13 protein-coding genes are annotated in these 18,643 nt (G+C 59.4%); 8 read left to right on the top strand and 5 right to left on the bottom strand.

Annotated elements, in window-relative coordinates; genetic code table 11:
- The first annotated feature begins 132 nt into the window (after positions 1-132).
- The gene (locus HWQ15_RS21190; protein ID WP_058646419.1) at positions 133-828 is read left to right on the top strand and encodes a gamma-glutamylcyclotransferase; all 696 of its coding nucleotides are present in this window, start codon (positions 133-135) and stop codon (positions 826-828) included.
- 30 nt (positions 829-858) lie between these two features.
- On the opposite strand, the gene HWQ15_RS21185 is transcribed toward HWQ15_RS21190, so the two are convergent.
- The 3 genes from HWQ15_RS21185 to HWQ15_RS21175 form a co-directional block, all read right to left on the bottom strand.
- Entirely contained in the window at positions 859-1,098 is a 240-nt protein-coding gene (locus tag HWQ15_RS21185) for a hypothetical protein (protein ID WP_015570352.1), read from the bottom strand.
- 196 nt (positions 1,099-1,294) lie between these two features.
- Positions 1,295-3,079, bottom strand: coding sequence for a methyl-accepting chemotaxis protein (locus HWQ15_RS21180; RefSeq protein WP_063148598.1), 1,785 nt, complete (start codon positions 3,077-3,079; stop codon positions 1,295-1,297).
- A 106-nt stretch (positions 3,080-3,185) separates the two neighbouring features.
- Positions 3,186-3,539, bottom strand: a complete 354-nt coding sequence (locus tag HWQ15_RS21175) for a DsrE/DsrF/TusD sulfur relay family protein (RefSeq protein WP_023300288.1) — start codon at positions 3,537-3,539, stop codon at positions 3,186-3,188.
- Between the two features lie 73 nt (positions 3,540-3,612).
- Between HWQ15_RS21175 and nasR the strand changes: the two genes are divergently transcribed.
- The 7 genes from nasR to HWQ15_RS21140 all read left to right on the top strand — a co-directional run bounded on the left by nasR (position 3,613) and on the right by HWQ15_RS21140 (position 16,005).
- Entirely contained in the window at positions 3,613-4,785 is a 1,173-nt protein-coding gene (nasR, locus tag HWQ15_RS21170; RefSeq protein ID WP_063148599.1) for a nitrate regulatory protein NasR, read from the top strand.
- 227 nt (positions 4,786-5,012) lie between these two features.
- Entirely contained in the window at positions 5,013-6,260 is a 1,248-nt protein-coding gene (locus tag HWQ15_RS21165) for a CmpA/NrtA family ABC transporter substrate-binding protein (protein ID WP_022648370.1), read from the top strand.
- 2 nt (positions 6,261-6,262) lie between these two features.
- The gene (ntrB, locus tag HWQ15_RS21160) at positions 6,263-7,141 is read left to right on the top strand and encodes a nitrate ABC transporter permease (protein ID WP_022648369.1); all 879 of its coding nucleotides are present in this window, start codon (positions 6,263-6,265) and stop codon (positions 7,139-7,141) included.
- Between the two features lie 9 nt (positions 7,142-7,150).
- Positions 7,151-7,939, top strand: coding sequence for an ABC transporter ATP-binding protein (locus HWQ15_RS21155; protein ID WP_042715167.1), 789 nt, complete (start codon positions 7,151-7,153; stop codon positions 7,937-7,939).
- A gap of 12 nt (positions 7,940-7,951) precedes the next feature.
- Complete coding sequence (nirB, locus tag HWQ15_RS21150) at positions 7,952-11,938, top strand: nitrite reductase large subunit NirB (RefSeq protein WP_074143578.1); 3,987 nt, start codon at positions 7,952-7,954, stop codon at positions 11,936-11,938.
- On the top strand, positions 11,935-14,412 hold the full coding sequence (locus HWQ15_RS21145; RefSeq protein ID WP_063148600.1) for a nitrate reductase: 2,478 nt from the start codon (positions 11,935-11,937) through the stop codon (positions 14,410-14,412). Before nirB ends, HWQ15_RS21145 begins: the two co-directional genes overlap by 4 nt.
- A 174-nt stretch (positions 14,413-14,586) precedes the next feature.
- On the top strand, positions 14,587-16,005 hold the full coding sequence (locus tag HWQ15_RS21140; protein WP_063148601.1) for a YchO/YchP family invasin: 1,419 nt from the start codon (positions 14,587-14,589) through the stop codon (positions 16,003-16,005).
- A gap of 1 nt (position 16,006) precedes the next feature.
- Here the strand turns inward: HWQ15_RS21140 and narL are convergent, their stop codons facing one another.
- Positions 16,007-16,657, bottom strand: a complete 651-nt coding sequence (gene narL, locus HWQ15_RS21135; protein WP_003856701.1) for a two-component system response regulator NarL — start codon at positions 16,655-16,657, stop codon at positions 16,007-16,009.
- Entirely contained in the window at positions 16,650-18,446 is a 1,797-nt protein-coding gene (narX, locus tag HWQ15_RS21130; protein ID WP_058677184.1) for a nitrate/nitrite two-component system sensor histidine kinase NarX, read from the bottom strand. Before narX ends, narL begins: the two co-directional genes overlap by 8 nt.
- Positions 18,447-18,643: the final 197 nt, after the last annotated feature.

Genomic DNA, 18,643 nt, shown 5'->3' with positions numbered 1-18,643 from the left:
AACTGCCGCTGTATTGCATCTGGCCCGCGAATTGCTTATCGTTGCTCAACTGGTGTTAAAATGAACAGCACAGAATGCCGGGAAGGCGCATTAAAGATGTCGCAAGGAAGCATGCAGTGGCGGAGGTGGAATGTGTTAACGCGTGATTTCTTGATGAAGGCAGATTGTAAGACGGCATTTGGTGCTATTGAGGAATCGCTTCTGTGGTCGGCTGAACAACGTGCGGCGTCGCTTGCGGCAACGCTGGCCTGCCGCCCGGATGATGGCCCGGTCTGGATTTTTGGTTACGGCTCTCTGATGTGGAACCCGGCGCTCGAGTTTGTTGAATCGGCAACCGGAACGCTGCCTGGCTGGCACCGCGCCTTCTGTTTGCGCCTGACCGCCGGACGCGGCAGCGCCTGTCAGCCTGGACGTATGCTTGCACTAAAAGAGGGCGGGCGCACCACGGGCGTGGCATACCGGCTGCCGGACACCACGCTGGAAGATGAGCTCACGCTGCTGTGGAAGCGCGAGATGATCACCGGCTGCTATATGCCCAGCTGGTGCAAGCTGGAACTGGACGACGGCCGCACCGTCAACGCGCTGGTGTTCATTATGGATCCGCGCCACCCGCTCTATGAAGCCGACACCCGAACCCAGGTGATTGCCCCGCTGATTGCCGCCGCCAGTGGACCGCTGGGCACTAACGCCCAGTACCTTTTCTCGCTCGATCAGGAGCTGACGCGTCTCGGTATGCAGGACGACTGTCTGAGTGAGCTGGTGGTGAAGGTTAAAGCGCTGCTGGAAGGGAACTCGCTCAGCAATACGCTCCGCCCGGGTTTTGCCTGATAATACGCCCGGCTGGCCGGGCGTTTATGGTTATGCTGCCACGTAACTTACGGAATGTTCGAGCGACTGGCTGTGGCTGTCGATCAGCACATCCCAGGTGCCGGTGTAAGGCACCGTCAGCCAGGCCTTATCATCCTGGACGGTAAGGATATCTGCCTGCGATTGCTTTTGCCCTTTTGTACTCATCAGATGGATGCGGCAACGTTCTGAGCAACGCACCACTACCGTATCCCCGCCAAACAGTTTCAGACTCGTTTTAACTCGTGCCATTTTTTATACCCCGTCGTTTTTGCCCATCCCGAGCGTGATGTTGTTCACAATTTACTCATTGCATAACACCAAAGGGGAAGGTGGGTGATGCTGATTTCGATCAAAAAATGGCGCAACGATTAAACAAAAATGACAAAATCCCTGAAACCTTTCAGCGGACGCGCGTTTTCCCTGCTTAACGCGCGTCCGGGAAAAATTATATGCGGAAATGGCCAGCGGTCTCAGCAAGGTCGCCCGCCTGGCTTTGCAGCGCGCTGGCCGCCGCAGCAGACTGTACAACGAGTTCAGCGTTCTGCTGCACCATGAGATCCAGGTGAGTCACCGCGTGGTTAATTTCATGGATCCCTTTCATCTGCTCGCGGGTGGCAATAGATATTTCACGCATAATGCCAGACACGCTCCCGACGCTGGCGCGGATCTCATCCATGCTGTCGCCCGCAAGGTGCACAAACCGGGAGCCGGTTGCAACGCTTTCGGTAGTGGAGTCAATAAGGGATTTGATCTCTTTCGCCGCCTGAGCGCTGCGGCTGGCCAGATTACGCACTTCCCCCGCAACGACCGCGAACCCACGGCCCTGCTCACCGGCACGAGCCGCTTCGACGGAGGCGTTAAGCGCCAGAATGTTGGTCTGGAAGGCGATGCCGTCAATCACGCTGGTGATATCGCCAATCTTTGCAGAAGCCACTTCGATGGACTGCATGGTGCTGATTGCCTGCGAGACAACTTCGCCGCCGCGCGCTGCGGCCGCAGAGGCCTTACTGGCCTGGTCGTTGGCCTCTTCGGCCGATTCATTCGACTGGGTGACGGAGGCGGTTATCTCTTCCACGGCGCTGGCGGTCTCACGCAGGCTGGACGCGGCCTGCTCGGTACGTCCGGAGAGATCCTGATTGCCTGCCGCAATCTCCTGCGCGGCGTTTTTCACTGAGGCGCTGGCGTCGCGAAGCTGGACCATCACCACCGAGAGCTTATTGCTGAAGGCGTTAAACGCCTGCGCAATTTGCGCCACTTCGTCATCACCGCTATCCGGCAGACGCTGGGACAGATCGTTGGTGCCGTTGGCAATGCTGTGCATCGCGTCGCGAATGTCGGACAGGCGCTTAAGCAGGCGGGCTATCAGGAGGTGGACAATGGCGCCGCTCAGAAGCGCCAGAATCACCAGCGAGATTGCCGACGCTTTCAGCAAGGAACGCATGCCGGAGGTGGCGTCGCTGCTGTCGAGGGCGACGACCAGCAGCCAGTTCGTGCCCGGCACGGCTGAGGCGATAAAGGTTTTTTTCTCATCATTCAGCGTCCCGTCGACCGGATTACCGCTCTTCAGCGCCGTAAGGTCGATGCCTTTGATCGTCCCGGTAAACGGCTTCAGCGTCAGGGTTGGCTCGTTGGCGGCAATAACCGTGCCGTCGCTGTTCAGGAGCAACCCGCTGCTGGCAGGCGTTGGGTGGATCCCGCGCACGTTCGCCACCACGCTATCCATGGCGACATCGCCCGCTACCACCGCTTTCAGAGTACCATTCTCCTTCACCGGTACGGCAAACGTCACCACCAGCTTCCCGGTCCCGGCATCAACGTAGGGCGCCGTCACAACCGGGCCATCCGTGCTCACCACCTGCTGATACCAGGGACGAATGGTTGGGTCATAATCCGCCGGGACCCCCGCAGGATCGGAGAATTTCGCCGTCTTGCTGGCGTAGCCTGCGTAGACGTTGGTGAAGCCGCCCGCCTGGGCTAATTGCTTAAACACCGGAACCGGATCGTCAGCCAGCGCGATGCTCTGCGCGGAGGCAATCACCGTCATTTTGCTTTTGACCCAGTCGGCAATCGCCATATTGTGGCTGGCGCTGGTGCTGGTCAGTATATCGCGCTGCGACTGCTGATTATCCTGGCGCGTGACATGAAAGTTGATAATGGTATTAAGAAGAAGGGCGACGACCATACAGCCTGTCGTCGCCGCAATAATGCGGGCGCGAATGGATCTGAACATAAGTGTAATACCTGCTGTGTTGTTTCCATGCCTATCGGCAATGGCGCAGGTAAACTTGATGCTGAAACCGCGTCCATAAGAAAATAATATTTTTAGCGATTTATTATTAAAAAGTTAATACTTTATCAGCGGTAAGAGTCCATTCAGCCAGTTCAACCAGCGTGCCAATTTCCACGCCATCAATCAGGGGCAGCCCGGTAATGCCGCGACCGTCGGTACAGGTTTTGCACAGCTTGACCGGAACGTTTTGCGCGGTCAGGATCTCCAGCATGTGTTGTATGTTGTAGCCCTCAGCGGGTTTCTGCCCCTTCAGCGCGGCCGTGACGGCATCGGACATCAAAAAGAGGCGCAGCTCCAGCTCACTCTCCTTATCGCGCAGCGCGATTGCCAGGCGCAGACTGTTAAAAAGGGATTCACTGCCGTAGGCCGCACCGTTGGCGACGATCACAATCTTCTGCATGTTGACTCCTGTTCTTTGAAAAGGCACGAATATTGCTTCTCATACCGAAGAATATGTATCGGAGAGAGAAACAATGACGATAGTGGCTGGCAGTTCGCCTGGCGCGACCGAATGGTTCCAGCGTGCAAGAATGCTGCGGGAGGAACAGCTCGGCAGATTAGCGCAGCTGGGCGCACTGGTGAACGGCATCAGTCGACTGGTGCATATGCTACAGTGCGAACGCGGTGCGTCAAATGTCTGGCTCTGCTCGCAGGGTAAATTGTACGGGCCTGAATGCAAGGCCAGCAGGGCTTTGGTGGATGAAAACCTTGCGGCATTGCACCTCCTGTTTAACGAACCGCTGCCGGGCAGCGCCCTCTGCGAACGTATCGCCAGTGCACTGCACGGCCTTGAAACGCTGACGGTGCTGCGTGATTGCGTTACAGGTCAACGCGTCACCGCGCCGCAGGCGATGGAACACTACAGCCGCATACTGCGTCATCTGCTCAATATCGTACCTCAACTCAGCGACAGCATTGACGATCCGCACATCGCGGGCCGATTTGTGGCCCTTTACAGCCTGATGCAGGGCAAAGAACTTGTGGGACAAGAGCGGGCGTTAGGGGCTATTGGTTTTACCCAGGGCTTCTTTGACGATGAAACTCGCCAGCGGCTGGTGGATCGCATTGATGGCCAGCAGGCCTGCTTTGAGGTTTTTATCTCCCATTGCACTCCAGACGTGCAGGAGACGTTTACCCTCAACTGTCAGCCGGGTCTGGAGACTGAAAAACTCAGGCGTGAAGCGTGCACCCGCCAGCCTCCGGCAGATAATGGCGATACCGCCCTCAAATGGTTTGCCCTGCAAACCGCGCGCCTTGAGCATCTGCGCACGCTGGAGGAGGTGGCCATTGCCGATCTGATGACGGCAGTTGAGGAGCGTCGCTATAGCGAAAACCTGCACGTAGACGATGAGTACGACGATATCCTGGCGCGATTTCCGGATAGACCACTGCTGCCGCTGGTGCGCCAGCAGGCGCGTGAAATTGAGCAACTCTCCCGTCAGCTTGCTTCCCTGCGCGACACGCTGGAGGAGCGCAAGACCATCGACAAAGCCAAAAGCGTGCTAATGACGCATCAGAACATGAGCGAGGAGCAGGCGTGGACAGCCCTGCGCAAAATGGCGATGGATAAAAACCAACGCATGGTGGATATCGCCCGTGCGCTCCTTACGGTGAAAAATCTGTGGAAGGTACCCCCTGGGGAGTAGTTGCACAGTCAGTGGGCATTTAATGCCTGATTGAGGTGCGTAAAAGAGCGCTCTCCTTGCAGAAACCCCGTAAAGCCGGGGTTAAAAAGCTGGCATCACCTTTGCATTAACAGATTAACTATTTTTGACGATGCGCCAACGGCGGTGCATACGTCTTCGGGATAAAGGCGTCCAGCGGTGCTTCAGCACCGTCGGGCGCTTTTTTTTGCCTTTTTTCAGGAGCAATTATGGCGGATTTGTCGAGACGGCGGTTATTGCAGGCCAGCATGCTGGCGAGTGGTGCGATGCTGTTGCCGGGTGTCATGCAGGCCGCATGGGCGGCGGGGTCAGATAAGCCGGAGCAGGATACCGTGCGTATCGGGTTTATCCCCCTGACCGATTGCGCGCCAGTGGTTATCGCGGCCCTGAAAGGGTTCGATAAAAAACACGGCATTACCATTGTACCTACTAAAGAGGCGAGCTGGGCGGCGGTGCGCGACAAGCTGGTGGCAGGGGAGCTGGACGCCGCACACATTCTTTACGGCCTGCTGTACGGACTGGAGCTGGGTATCGCGGGCAAGCCGCAGCAGATGGCGAACCTGATGACTCTCAACCAGAACGGTCAGGCCATTACGCTCTCCAGCGATCTGGCGGAGAAGGGCGTTCGTGATCTCGACGGGCTGAAAAAGCTGATTACACAGCAGGCACCGGGAACCTACACCTTCGCGCATACCTTCCCGACGGGGACACACGCTATGTGGCTCTACTACTGGCTGGCCAGTGCGGGCATTAACCCGTTTGACGACGTGCGCACTGTGGTGGTCCCGCCGCCACAGATGGTGATGAACATGCGCATCGGCAACATGGTCGGTTTCTGCGTCGGCGAGCCGTGGAACGCGCGGGCGATTAACGACCGCATCGGGTTTACCGCCGCCACGTCACAGTCCATCTGGGCCGATCACCCGGAAAAGATCCTCGGCACCCGACGCGACTGGGTGGTGAAAAATCCGCACACCGCACGGGCGCTGGTGAGCGCCGTGATGGAAGCCGCGCGCTGGATCGAGGCGTCAGCGGAAAACAAACGTGAAACCGCGCAGATCCTCTCGCGCCGCGCATGGCTCAACTGCAAGGAACAATACCTCACCGGACGCATGCTCGGCGAATACGACAACGGGCTCGGTCAGCGCTGGCAGGATGCGCACCCGATCCGTTTCTTCAATGAGGGTGCCGTGAGCTACCCGTATCTCTCCGACGGCATGTGGTTCTTAACCCAGTTCCGTCGCTGGGGCTTGCTCAACGCCGCGCCGGATTATGCGGGCATCGCACAGCGCATTAACCAGACCGCGGTCTGGCAGGATGCCGCGACCGCCGTGGGCGGCATGTCCACACCGTCATCACCGTATCGCAGCAGTACCCTGATGGACGGCACCGTCTGGAACGGCACCGATCCGGAAGGGTACGCCAACCGCTTCGCCATTCACCGTAAAGGGGCCTGAGTATGCAGCATCTGCAAAATACGCAACCACAAGAGAAGTCAGAGAGCGGGGAAGTGATTGTCCTGCCTCCGCTACAGGTTCGCCGTCGTGCGCCAGCGTTTACGCGTCGGATGAATGAGTTTTTACAGCGCGTCATCCCGGCGCTGCTCGGTCTCGGTCTGCTGGTGGTGCTCTGGCAGCTGGCGGCGATAAACAGTAAAGGTTTCCCGACGCCGCTCAGCACGCTTGATTCGGCCATGACCCTGTTTGCCGATCCGTTTTATCGCGACGGGCCAAACGATATGGGCATTGGCTGGAACGTGCTGGCGTCGTTGCAGCGCGTCGCCATCGGCTTCGGTCTGGCGGCGCTGGCGGGCATTCCGCTGGGCTTTTTGATTGGGCGCTTCACCTTTTTCTCCCGCATGTTCAACCCGCTGATCGCGCTCCTGCGTCCGGTCAGCCCGCTGGCCTGGCTGCCTATCGGCCTGCTGCTGTTCCAGAAAGCGGAGCCCGCGTCGAGCTGGACCATTTTTATCTGCTCCATCTGGCCGATGGTCATTAACACCGCCGAAGGGGTGCGCCGTATTCCGCAGGACTACCTCAACGTGGCCCGGGTGCTGCAACTCTCAGAGTGGACCATCATGCGCCGCATTCTTTTCCCCGCCGTGCTGCCTGCGGTGTTGACCGGGGTACGTCTCTCCATTGGCATTGCCTGGCTGGTGATTGTCGCCGCCGAGATGCTCACCGGAGGTTTAGGCATTGGCTTCTGGATCTGGAATGAGTGGAACAACCTCAACGTCGAAAACATTCTCATCGCCATCGTCATCATTGGCGTGGTCGGGTTGCTGCTGGAGCAGGGGCTGATGCTGATCGCCCGTCGCTTTAGCTGGCAGGAAAAATAAGGAGTGAAGATGAAACCTTTAATTCAGGTCCAGGCCGTGAGCCAGCGTTTTTCCACCGCCAGCGGCGAGTTTCTGGCACTGCAAAACGTCTCTTTTGATATCCACGAGGGCGAAACCGTCAGTCTGATTGGTCACTCCGGCTGCGGCAAGTCGACCCTGTTAAACCTGATCGCCGGGATCACGCTGCCGACGGAAGGCGGGCTGATTTGCGACAACCGCGAAATCGCCGGGCCGGGGCCTGAGCGTGCGGTAGTGTTCCAGAACCATTCGCTGCTGCCGTGGTTAACCTGTTTCGACAACGTGGCGCTGGCGGTGGATCAGGTCTTCCGTCGCACCATGAGTAAGGCCGAGCGCAAAGAGTGGATTGAGCACAATCTCGACCGGGTGCAGATGGGCCACGCGCTGCATAAGCGCCCCGGGGAGATCTCCGGCGGTATGAAGCAGCGCGTCGGTATTGCCCGGGCGCTGGCAATGAAGCCGAAAGTGCTGCTGATGGATGAGCCGTTTGGCGCGCTCGATGCGCTGACGCGTGCCCATCTTCAGGACTCGGTGATGCAGATCCAGCAGGCGCTGAACACCACCATCGTGCTCATCACTCACGACGTGGACGAGGCGGTACTGCTCTCTGACCGCGTACTGATGATGACCAACGGCCCGGCGGCCACCGTGGGTGAGATCCTGCGCGTCGATCTGCCGCGCCCGCGCAACCGGGTGCAGCTGGCGGACGATAGCCGCTATCACCATATGCGCCAGCAGATCCTCCATTTCCTCTACGAAAAACAGCCGAAAGCGGCGTAATGAGGGGGCACGATGCGACTGGTCATTATCGGTAATGGTATGGCGGCAACCCGGCTGATTGCATCGCTCACCGGGCGTGTGCCCGGTCGTTTTGCTATCACCGTCATCGGTGACGAGCCGGAGCAGGCGTACAACCGCATCCAGCTTTCGCCGGTGCTGAGTGGTGAAAAGCAGGCGGAGCACATCTGTCTGCACGATGAAGACTGGTACACGGCACGAGGCGTGACGGTGCTGCGAGGAGAAACGGTGCTCGCAGTAGACGTTAACGCGCGTAAAGTGCGTACCTCTGCTCGCACGCTGGGCTGGGATGCGCTGGTGTTTGCCACCGGGTCTACCCCTGTAGTGCCGCCGATCCCCGGCGGCGATGCGCCGCATGTGTTCACCTTTCGCACCCTGGCAGAGGCCCGCGCCATCCAGAACCTCTCCGGTCCGGCGGTAGTGCTGGGCGGTGGCGTACTTGGCGTGGAAGCAGCGGCAGCGCTGGCGCGCAACGGTGACAACGTCAAGCTTATCCATCGTGGTCCCTGGCTGATGGAACAGCAGCTGGATCAGCAGGCGGGACTGCTGCTTGAAGAGGCGCTGGCGGCGCGGGGTGTTAGCTGTGAATTCGCCTCTGGCATCGCGGCGATTAACGGCAAGAGCGTGACGCTACTCAACGGGCACAGCGTCACCGCCGCGCGCGTGGTGCTGGCCACGGGTGTACAACCCAACGTTGCGCTGGCAAAAGCCAGCGGCATTCACTGCGCGCGCGGCATCGTGGTGGATCACCAGATGCAAACCTCCGTGCCGGATATCTACGCCATCGGCGAGTGCTGTGAAATTGACGGCCAGACATTTGGCCTGGTCGCCCCTTGTCTGGCGCAGGCGGATATTCTCGCCGCGCGGCTGGCCGGGGAGATCACCGCGCCGTTTACCCGGACCGACAACGGCGTGCGTCTTAAGGTGACCGGCGTGGAGCTGTTCAGCCTCGGACGCGCGACGGCGCAGGCGGACGATGTGGTATGGAGTTCATGGGATCCGCTGACCCGTCACTATCGACGTTTACTGATCCATCAGGGGACGCTGGCTGGCGTGCTGCTGCTGGGTGACTGCCGCAGCGCGGCAACCTTTACCGATTTACTGGCAACGGCTGCGCCCGCCCACGCGGACTGGCTGTTCGATCGTTTCACAACGCAACCGCAGGTTGCAGGACAGAACGCTATGACAAAACCTACTCTGGTGGTGGTTGGGCACGGTATGGTCGGCCATCATTTCCTCGAAGACTGCGTTAACCGCAATTTGCATCAGCAGTATCAGATTATTGTTTTTGGCGAAGAGCGCTATGCCGCCTATGACCGCGTGCATCTGTCGGAATATTTTGGCGGACGCAGCGCGGACTCGCTCTCGCTGGTGGCGGGGGAGTTCTTTGCCGATAACGGTATAGAGCTGCGCCTCTCGCAGCAGATTGTCGCTATCGATCGTGATGCACACGTTGTGCGTACCGCCAGCGGCCATGAAACCCACTGGGATAAGCTGGTGCTGGCGACCGGCTCGTACCCGTTCGTACCGCCCGTTCCGGGCAGCGATCTGCCGGGTTGTTTTGTCTACCGCACCCTCGACGATCTGGACAACATTGCGGCCCATGCGGCAGGCTCTCGCCGCGGCGTGGTAATTGGCGGCGGCCTGCTGGGGCTGGAGGCGGCGAATGCGCTTAAGCAGCTAGGGCTGGAAACCCACGTGGTGGAGTTTGCGCCGAACCTGATGGCGGTGCAGCTCGACAGCGACGGTGCGGCAATGCTGCGCAGGAAAATTGAGGCGCTGGGCGTAGGGGTACACACCAGTAAATCGACGACGGAGATTGCCACCGCAGACGACGGGCTGGTGCTGCGTTTTGCCGATGGTGAACAGCTGGAAACGGACATGGTCGTCTTCTCTGCCGGTATTCGTCCGCAGGACGCGCTGGCGCGCAGCAGCGGGCTGGCTATTGGCGAGCGCGGCGGGATCTGTATTGACGACGGCTGCCGGACCTCCGATCCGGACGTGCTTGCCATCGGGGAATGCGCGCTGTGGGAGGGGAAAATCTTTGGCCTGGTGGCCCCGGGCTACCAGATGGCGCGCGTGGCCGCCGCTGTGCTGGCGGGTGAGGAGAAGCGCTTCACCGGCGCGGATATGAGTACCAAACTCAAGTTGCTGGGGGTGGATGTGGCGTCGTTTGGTGATGCCCACGGGCGCACGCCGGGGGCGCTGAGCTACCAGTGGACGCACGGGCCGCAGCAAATCTACAAAAAAATTGTGGTCAGTCACGACAGCAAAACCCTGCTGGGTGGCGTGCTGGTGGGCGATGCCAGCGAATACGCCACGCTGGTGCAGATGATGCTTAACGGCATCAGTCTGCCAAAAGAGCCGGAAACGCTGATCTTACCCGCGTCGTCAGGCTGCACGCCGAAAGCGCTGGGCGTGGCGGCGCTGCCGGAAAGCGCGCAGATCTGTTCGTGTCATAACGTCAGCAAAGGGGATATCTGCCTGGCGGTAAGCGCGGGCGCAACGGATATCGGCGCCATTAAGCAGTGCACCAAAGCAGCGACCGGCTGCGGAGGTTGTAGCGCGCTGGTGAAGCAGGTGATGGAGTTCCAGCTTGCGGAGCAGGGCGTGGAGGTGAAAAAAGATATCTGTGAGCACTTCCCGTACTCGCGTCAGGAGATATACCACCTGGTGCGCGTCAACCATATCCGGACCTTCGACCAGCTTATCAGCCGTTACGGACAAGGGCACGGCTGTGAGATCTGTAAACCACTGGTGGGATCAGTGCTGGCCTCCTGCTGGAACGAATACCTGCTGAAACCGGCGCATCTGCCGCTGCAGGACACCAACGACCGCTACTTTGCCAATATTCAGAAGGACGGAACGTATTCCATCGTGCCGCGCATGCCTGCCGGGGAAGTTACGGCCGACGGGCTGATCGCCATAGGCCAGATTGCGAAACGCTATAGCCTTTACAGCAAAATCACCGGCGGACAGCGTATTGACCTGTTTGGCGCGACGCTCGAACAGTTGCCGGAAATCTGGCAGGCGCTGGTGGAGGCCGGATTTGAGACCGGTCATGCGTACGGGAAATCCCTGCGCACGGTGAAATCCTGCGTCGGGTCGACCTGGTGTCGCTATGGCGTGCAGGACTCCACCGGCCTTGCGGTCAAACTGGAGCATCGCTACAAGGGGTTACGTGCGCCGCACAAAATCAAAATGGCGGTCTCCGGCTGTACCCGTGAGTGCGCAGAGGCGCAGAGCAAAGACGTGGGGGTGATTGCCACGGACAAGGGCTGGAACCTTTATCTGTGCGGCAACGGCGGGATGAAGCCGCGCCACGCGGATCTCTTTGCCAGCGATCTGGACGACGAAACGCTGATCCGCACCGTTGACCGTTTCCTGATGTTCTACATTCGCACGGCAGATCGTCTGCAACGCACCAGTACCTGGATGGATAACCTGGAAGGCGGCCTCGACTATCTGCGCGAGGTGATCCTGAACGACAGCCTTGGGATCGCCCACGAGCTGGAGCAGGAGATGGCCCGGGTGGTGGAGACCTATCAGTGCGAATGGCAAACCACCCTCAACGATCCTGATCGCCTGGCGCTGTTCCGTACCGCGGTGAATGTACCTGCCGCGGCGGAGAGCAAGCGCTGGCAGGAAATTTGCGGCATCGATGATATCCCCGAGCAGGCGGGCATCGGCGCGCGGCTTGGCCGAAAACCGATTGCGCTGTTCCGCTTTGGAACGTCCGTTTATGCCCTGGACGACCTGGAGCCGGGCAGCAGCGCGAACGTGCTTTCGCGCGGCATCCTTGGCGATGCCGCGGGCGAGCCGGTGGTGATTTCCCCGCTTTACAAGCAGCGCATACGTCTGCGCGATGGATGTCAGGTGGAGAACGGCGAACCCGTGGTGCGCGCCTGGCCGGTAAAAATTGAAAACGGCAAGGTTTGGGTTGGAAGCCAAGAGCTGGTGATGCGTGCGGAGGCCTCATGACGGAAACCCGTACAACGTGCCCTTACTGCGGGGTGGGCTGCGGCGTGGTCGCCAGTGTGGAAGATGGCGCGGTAAGCGTTCGTGGGGATGAAACTCATCCGGCGAACTTTGGTCGCCTGTGCGTAAAAGGATCTGCCCTCGGGGAAACGACGGGGTTGCAGGGACGTCTGCTGCGCCCGGTTGTTGACGGCATGGAGGTGGCATGGCCGCAGGCGCTGGGTGAAGCGGGCGAGCGGCTACGGAAGATCATCAACGAATGGGGGCCGCAGGCGGTGGCGTTTTATGCCTCCGGCCAGCTGTTGACCGAGGATTACTATGCGGCCAACAAGCTGATGAAAGGCTTTATCGGGGCGGCGAACATTGATACCAACTCGCGGCTGTGCATGTCGTCAGCGGTGGTGGGCTACAAACGCGCCTTCGGTGAAGACATTGTGCCGTGCAGCTACGAGGACGTGGAAAACAGCGATCTGGTGGTACTCGTTGGCTCAAACGCGGCCTGGACGCATCCGGTGCTGTATCAGCGGCTGGTGCAGGCAAAACGCAGCAACCCGCAGATGAAAGTGATCGTGATCGATCCGCGCAAAACCGCCACCTGCGATGTCGCTGACCTGCATCTGGCGCTTAAGCCCGGCAGCGACGCCGGGCTGTTTGTAGGATTGCTCAATCTGATTCAGGGGAGCGGCGAGTGGCAGATTCCTCACGTGGCCGCGTTTTGCGATCTGCCTTCAGACGAGATTGGCACCTTCTACGACTGGTTTGTCACTGCGCCACGCGCGATCACGCTCTACACCATGGGGATCAACCAGTCCTCCAGCGGCAGCGACAAGTGTAACGCCATCATTAACGTGCATCTTGCCAGCGGGAAGTTCAATCGTTCGGGCTGCGGCCCGTTTTCGCTGACCGGACAGCCAAACGCCATGGGCGGGCGGGAAGTGGGTGGGCTGGCGAACCAGCTGGCGGCGCACATGAACTTCGAGCCGGACGATCTTTCGCGCGTGGCGCGTTTCTGGAGAACCGAGCGGCTGGCACAAACGCCGGGGCTGATGGCGGTAGAGCTGTTTGACGCGATTGCCCGCGGCGAGGTGAAGGCGGTGTGGATCATGGGCACCAATCCTGCCGTGTCACTTCCCGACAGCCACGCGGTGTGCCAGGCCCTGGCAGCCTGCCCGCTGGTAATAGTATCTGAGGTGATGCAGGAGACGGACACCAGCCGGTTTGCTCATATCCGTTTTCCCGCCCTGGGCTGGGGCGAAAAAGACGGAACGGTGACCAATTCCGAGCGGCGTATTTCGCGCCAGCGCGCGTTTCTGCCTGCGCCGGGCGAGGCCAGACCGGACTGGTGGATCATCGCCCGGATCGCAGAGCAGCTCGGTTATGGCGATGCCTTCGCCTGGGAACACCCTCATGAGATATTTTGTGAACATGCGGCGCTGACGGCGTTTGAAAATAACGGCGAACGGGCGCTAAACCTGCGCGAACTGGCGTCGCTGTCGCGAGAGGCGTGGGACGAGCTGGCGCCTTATCAGTGGCATGCCGGTGATTTCCCGCAAAGAAAGCTTGTACCGGTTGACCCTTCCTCGCATGGGGCAGGCGTCGACGAATTGTACCCCTTGATACTGAATACCGGGCGGATCCGCGATCAGTGGCACACCATGACGCGCACGGGGTATGTTTCGCGCCTGATGCAGCATATCGATGAGCCTTTTATTGAGATGAACGCAACCGATGCGGCGCGCGCGGGGCTGACTGACGACCAGCTGGCGCGGATAAGTTCCCCGCGCGGGGTCATGGTTGCCAGAGTACGTATCTCTACCGCACAGCGTGCGGGCGAGCTGTTTGCGCCGATGCACTGGAACGCGCAGTTTGCCCGGCAGGGGAAGGTCAACGCGCTGGTGGAAGGGCGGGTTGATGCCTGGTCCGGCCAGCCGGAGAGTAAACAAACCGCGGTGAGGATCCTGCCCTGGCTACCCGCCTGGCAGGGGGAGCTGTATGCCCGCGAGTTGCCAGCGCTGCCGCCGTCGGTATGCTGGTGGCGTAAAGCCTCACGTCTGACGGTGGCGGGGGAGCAGCCGTTGCTGTCGTGGGTCATGGCGTACGCCAGCGGTCGGGGCTGGCAGTTACAGGTGGCACAGACGGGAGAACGCAGCAGCGTGCTTGCCTGGCATCACGGCGAGCTGATGCTGGGCTACTGGGAAGGCCAGACGCTGCCGGCGCTGGCGCATGCGTTTATTGAAGAAGCCTTTGCTGCTGCGCCCGTACAACTCGCTGAACGCCACGCGCTGCTGCACGGACAACGGCCGGGCGAAGATGCCGATCCCGGGCGAATTATCTGTAGCTGCTTTAGCGTGGGTGAAAATACGATACGTAAGGCGATAGCCGGAGGCTGTAATTCTGCCGCAGCGCTGGGCGTGAAGCTGCGTTGCGGTACGAACTGCGGCTCCTGCCTGCCGGAGCTGAAAGGGTTGTTGGGATAATAGTGTAAAGGCGTCAGGTGGCGGCTTCGCACCGGCACGAATTTGTAGGTCGGGTAAGGCGAAGCCGCCACCCGACAATTCTGTTCAGGATATTCCTGAAATTTCTGTTAAGACTGGTTTTCAGGGCTTATGGCGTTAACATAATAAGTGTTTGTTCATAAACACAGGTTCTGATTGACGACGTTGAAGGCTGTATCGTCCCGCATCCATTTTTTGCTGTTACTCCCCCTTCTTACGGCTGGAGCCGTTCACGGTGCGCCGAAATCCTTCGTGCAGCAGGCGCAAAACCCGTTTGATAATAACGGCGATAGTCTGCCGGATCTCGGTATGGCGCAACCGACTACCGAAGGCGAAAAGCACCTGGCTGAAATGGCAAAGGCCTTCGGTGAAGCCAGTATGATCGATAACGGCCTGACGGCCGGTCAGCAGGCGCGACAGTTCGCGTTTGGCAAGGTGCGGGATGCCGTCAGCGGGGAAGTCAACGAGCAGATTGAATCCTGGCTTTCCCCCTGGGGTAACGCCAACGTCAATGTACTGGTGGATGACGACGGCAACTTTAACGGCAGCAGCGGAAGCTGGTTTATCCCCTGGAACGACAACACCCGCTATCTGAGCTGGAGCCAGCTTGGCCTGACGCAGCAGACAGACGGGCTGGTGAGCAACGTCGGGATCGGGCAGCGCTGGGTTGCCGGAAACTGGCTGCTGGGCTACAACACCTTTTACGACAACCTGCTGGAAGACAACCTGCAACGTGCCGGACTGGGCGCAGAGGCGTGGGGCGAAAACCTTCGCCTGTCGGCCAATTACTACCAGCCGTTCGCTGGCTGGCAGCCGCGTTCCGACATCCGGGAGCAGCGCATGGCGCGCGGGTACGACGTAACGGCCAAAGCCTGGCTTCCCTGGTTTCATCACCTGAACACCAGCGTCAGCTTTGAACAGTATTTTGGCGATAACGTCGATCTGTTTAACAGCGGTACGGGGTATCACAACCCGGTTGCGGTCAACCTGGGGCTGAACTATACCCCCGTTCCGCTGGTCACCCTGACGGCTGCCCATAAGCAGGGAGAGAGCGGCGTTAGCCAGAATAACCTCGGGCTGAAGCTCAACTATCGCTTTGGCGTGCCGCTGGCGAAACAGCTTTCCGCCGGGGAAGTGGCGGCGACGCGCTCGCTGCGGGGCAGCCGCTATGATTCACCTGAGCGTGATAATCTGCCCGTGATGGAATTCCGTCAGCGTAAAACCCTCTCGGTCTATCTGGCCACGCCGCCGTGGGATCTTAAGCCAGGCGAAACTGTGATGCTGAAGCTGCAAATTCGCAGCACGCACGGTATCCGTCAGATCCACTGGCTGGGTGATACCCAGGCGCTCAGCCTGACCTCACCGGCAAACAGCAACAGCAGCGAAGGCTGGAGCATAATCATGCCCGCCTGGAACGACGCGGAAGGGGCGAAAAACGAATGGCGGCTTACGGCCGTGGTGGAAGATAAGGATGGGCAGCGTGTCTCCTCCAATGAGATCACGCTTTCCGTGGTGCAACCGCTCGTCGCAATGCCTGCCGACGATCCACGGTGGAAGTTGCTGCCGGATGAGTAAGTTAAAAAATGCGCTCCTGATGCACCCAGACGGCGGCTTCGACGCGGGATTTTAACTTCATTTTCTTCAGCATGTGTTTGACATGCACTTTGACCGTGCTCTCGGTGATGTCCAGACGGCGGGCGATCATTTTGTTCGGCAGACCCTGAGCAATCAGCTTCAGAATGTCGCGCTCGCGCGGGGTCAACTGGCTGACGTCACGGTCAGACGTGGCGCGGTTCGCACGCAGGCTGGCGGCCAGTACCGGCGTTAACGCTTCACTCAGCACCATCTCGCCTGCGGCAGCCTGTTGCAGCGCCTTGAGCAGATCTTCCGGCTCCATATCTTTCAGCAGATAGCCGTCTGCCCCCCGCTTGAGGGCGGTGACCACGTCTTCTTCATGGTTTGAGACGCTGAAGACCACCACCCGGCCAGAGAGGGATTTCTCCCGCAGCTTGTCGAGGGTTTCCAGGCCATTCATGCCCGGCATGTTGAGATCGAGCAAGATCAAATCAGGATCGAGCGATTCGGCAAGTTCAATACCCTGTTCGCCGTTGCTGGCTTCCCCGACGACGGTGATATCGGGCGCCATGCTGACAAGCTGTTTAACGCCAGTGCGCAGCATCGGATGATCGTCAATCAACAGGATAGATGCCGGTTCCTGATTAGTCATGGTTTTCTCCTTGAGCAGTTATGAGGGGCTTTTCGGGTATAAAGGTGACCACGACTTCGGTGCCACCTGACTCTCCCCGGCGAACCTGGCAATCACCGCGCAGGCTTTGCGCGCGGTCTCGCATGATGATTAAACCATAATGGTTCGTTCGTTCGGCATTTTCCGGCACGCCGCGGCCGTTATCCTGAACCCTGAGCTTCACCTGATTATCCTGGCAGCTGACGGTGACCGTGACGGCCGTCGCCTCGGCATGCTTGAGCACGTTGCTCAGGGCTTCACGGGCAATTTGCAGCAAATGGATCGCCTGGTGAGAGGGGACAAAACGCGGTGGCAACTGGTAATCCAGCTTCACCGGGAAGCCCAGCCGGGCACTAAACTCCTGACAGCTGGACTCCAGCGCAGGGCGTAGCCCCGGCTCGGTGAGCTGTAAACGGAAGGTGGTCAGCAGCTCGCGAAGCTGAATCCACGAGGTGTTAAGCTCGTTGCGGATCTGGCTGAGCAGCTGTTTGCTGCTCTCGGGCATGCCTTCGTCCTGCATTTGCAGGCAACTCACCTGCATCTTCATGCAGGAGAGGGACTGGGCGATGGAGTCATGCAGCTCGCGGGCGATAGTGGCGCGCTCCTCCATCACGATCAGCTGCTGCTGTTTCTCCTGGTGACGGTCGAGCGCCAGCGTGGCCGTGAGCTGCTCTACAAGAGTATCGACCAGCTGCTGCTGGTCGTGGCTCAGGTGACGTCCGGCGGGCAGGGTGGCCAGCAAAATACCGTACTGGGTATGGCTGTCCATCAGCCGCCACTTGAGGGTCGTGCCGCTGGTGGTAAGCGGCGGCAAGCCGCGCGGGCAAAGATGACACCCTTTATCGTCGCAGGAGATGTCCGACTGACAGGTAAATTCCTGATGGTTTTCCTCATCTTCAACGTCGTAAACCCGTAGCTCAAGATCGTGGAGCAGAGTCAGGTTTTGCAGGCCGTTCAGTACCGGCGAGAGACGCTCGCAAAGCGGTACTTGCATATGCAGGCGACGGTTCGCCTGCCAGAGGAAAGAGAGGATCTCGTTTTTCTGCTCAAGCCCGGCGGTTTTCTCCTGGACGCGTTTTTCCAGTACCGCGTAGCTTTCAGATAGTTCCGCCGACATGGTGTTGAGCGCCTCGCCGAGCATCGCCATTTCGTTGCGCCCGCTGATGTGCGTGCGTTGGGTAAAATCGCGCTGTGTGACGGCGCGGGCCATCGCCAGGAGTTGCTTCCAGGGGTTAAGCAACCGCGCGCGCAACCAGATAACCGTGAAAATCAGCAGCAAACCCATAAACAGCGCCATTGCGCGGTGAACCATCACTACGCGGTCAATGCGTAACTCTGTGGTGCGATCGAACGAGGAGACGAGATGATCGATGCGTGAAACAAACCCGGCGACATCCTGGGCGACCGTTTCCCGGTCTTCCGCCCGCTTTAACCCGGGCTCCAGCTGAGTATGCCAGTAGCCCTGAAGCGCCTTAAGCTGAGATTGCTGGCCGTCACGGATGGCGGCTCTTTCCAGTTCAGGGCTGAATGCGGTACGCTCCATTTCGTCGATAAGCGGTTGGTCAGCCTGCGTCAGCGGCACCGACGCCAGCAGCCGGTAACTCTGCATACGTAGCGAGCCTGCCTCGTTGATGGCATGCGCATTACCCTGCACACCCTGTACCAGCCAGCCAGAAATAGCCATGCCGGTCACACCGATAGCGGTGGACAGCAGAACAATAAGCGCCAGCTGGTTAACCAGCGTCAGCGGAGATAAACATCTTTTTAACATAGAGTTGCCGGGCTCCTGACGTGACCTGATTGCAGGAATGGCGCTATTCTGGTGCATACCCTGGAGTATACCCATACCAATAAAGGATTACCTCTAAATTGCCAGACAGGTAACGGTTAGTGGGTGGACGAAGCAGGGATGCGTCAGCACCGTGAAAAACCACACCTTTTTTACGTTTTGCATCTACTCATTAAGAG

The sequence above is a fragment of the Enterobacter sp. DSM 30060 genome, assembly GCF_013375955.1.
GTDB lineage: Bacteria > Pseudomonadota > Gammaproteobacteria > Enterobacterales > Enterobacteriaceae > Enterobacter > Enterobacter intestinihominis.
The sequence above is the reverse complement of the archived record's forward strand: the minus strand, read 5'-3'. Positions and strand labels throughout refer to the sequence as shown.

What these genes read in the sequence shown, in the direction of transcription:
- ntrB (WP_022648369.1), top strand. Translation starts at nt 6,263, where the DNA reads ATGCAGCATCTGCAAAATACGCAACCACAAGAGAAGTCAGAGAGCGGG.
- HWQ15_RS21165 (WP_022648370.1), top strand. Translation starts at nt 5,013, where the DNA reads ATGGCGGATTTGTCGAGACGGCGGTTATTGCAGGCCAGCATGCTGGCG.
- HWQ15_RS21185 (WP_015570352.1), bottom strand. Translation starts at nt 1,098, where the DNA reads ATGGCACGAGTTAAAACGAGTCTGAAACTGTTTGGCGGGGATACGGTA.
- nasR (WP_063148599.1), top strand. Translation starts at nt 3,613, where the DNA reads ATGACGATAGTGGCTGGCAGTTCGCCTGGCGCGACCGAATGGTTCCAG.
- HWQ15_RS21145 (WP_063148600.1), top strand. Translation starts at nt 11,935, where the DNA reads ATGACGGAAACCCGTACAACGTGCCCTTACTGCGGGGTGGGCTGCGGC.
- nirB (WP_074143578.1), top strand. Translation starts at nt 7,952, where the DNA reads ATGCGACTGGTCATTATCGGTAATGGTATGGCGGCAACCCGGCTGATT.
- HWQ15_RS21155 (WP_042715167.1), top strand. Translation starts at nt 7,151, where the DNA reads ATGAAACCTTTAATTCAGGTCCAGGCCGTGAGCCAGCGTTTTTCCACC.
- narX (WP_058677184.1), bottom strand. Translation starts at nt 18,446, where the DNA reads ATGTTAAAAAGATGTTTATCTCCGCTGACGCTGGTTAACCAGCTGGCG.
- narL (WP_003856701.1), bottom strand. Translation starts at nt 16,657, where the DNA reads ATGACTAATCAGGAACCGGCATCTATCCTGTTGATTGACGATCATCCG.
- HWQ15_RS21175 (WP_023300288.1), bottom strand. Translation starts at nt 3,539, where the DNA reads ATGCAGAAGATTGTGATCGTCGCCAACGGTGCGGCCTACGGCAGTGAA.
- HWQ15_RS21180 (WP_063148598.1), bottom strand. Translation starts at nt 3,079, where the DNA reads ATGTTCAGATCCATTCGCGCCCGCATTATTGCGGCGACGACAGGCTGT.